We start from the raw sequence: 546 nt of genomic DNA, 5'->3' as shown, positions 1-546 counted from the left end.
GTCCGCAGCGTCCTGCGCGGTCAGCGCTCCGATGTCTTCCGTGTCCGCCAAAGCTCGATCGAGGAATGGCTCCCTTGGCTCGACAGCCGTTGGACGCAGGGCGCGCATAATGCATCGGCATTATGGCGCGAAATGCGCAAGAAGGGCTTCTGCGGCCAAATCGGCGTCATCTCTGAATGGGCGCGGCGCCGACGATTGGCCGAAAAGGCTGATCAAAGCGCGCTTGCCCGCACGCCCTCGGCGCGAAGCATCGCCAGGCTCATGACGCTGGCGCGCGACGACCTGTCCAAATCCGACGCCGTGCTGGTCGCCACAATCGAGAGCAATGTTCCTGACCTGATCACCGCTCGAACGTTGATCGACGACTTTCAGGCGATGATCCGATCGAAGGCGGCTGAAAAATTGGATAGTTGGGTGGCGGACGCAAAGACAAGTCTCGTCAGATCATTCGCGAACGGCGTCGAAAAGGATATCGCCGCCGTCCGAAACGCCATCATCTCTCCGTGGTCCAACGGCCAGACCGAAGGCCAGATCACCAAGCTCAAA

At 60.4% G+C, this 546-nt stretch carries 1 pseudogene; it reads left to right on the top strand.

The annotated features are described in order from the left end of the window. Positions 1-261 precede the first annotated feature (261 nt). Positions 262-546 (top strand): annotated as a pseudogene (locus tag EET67_RS25415) (ISL3 family transposase); the annotation flags it as partial.

This window comes from Borborobacter arsenicus (genome assembly GCF_003934165.1).
GTDB classification, from domain to species: Bacteria; Pseudomonadota; Alphaproteobacteria; order Rhizobiales; family Rhizobiaceae; genus Pseudaminobacter; species Pseudaminobacter arsenicus.
This window is presented reverse-complemented; position numbering and strand designations above follow the sequence as displayed.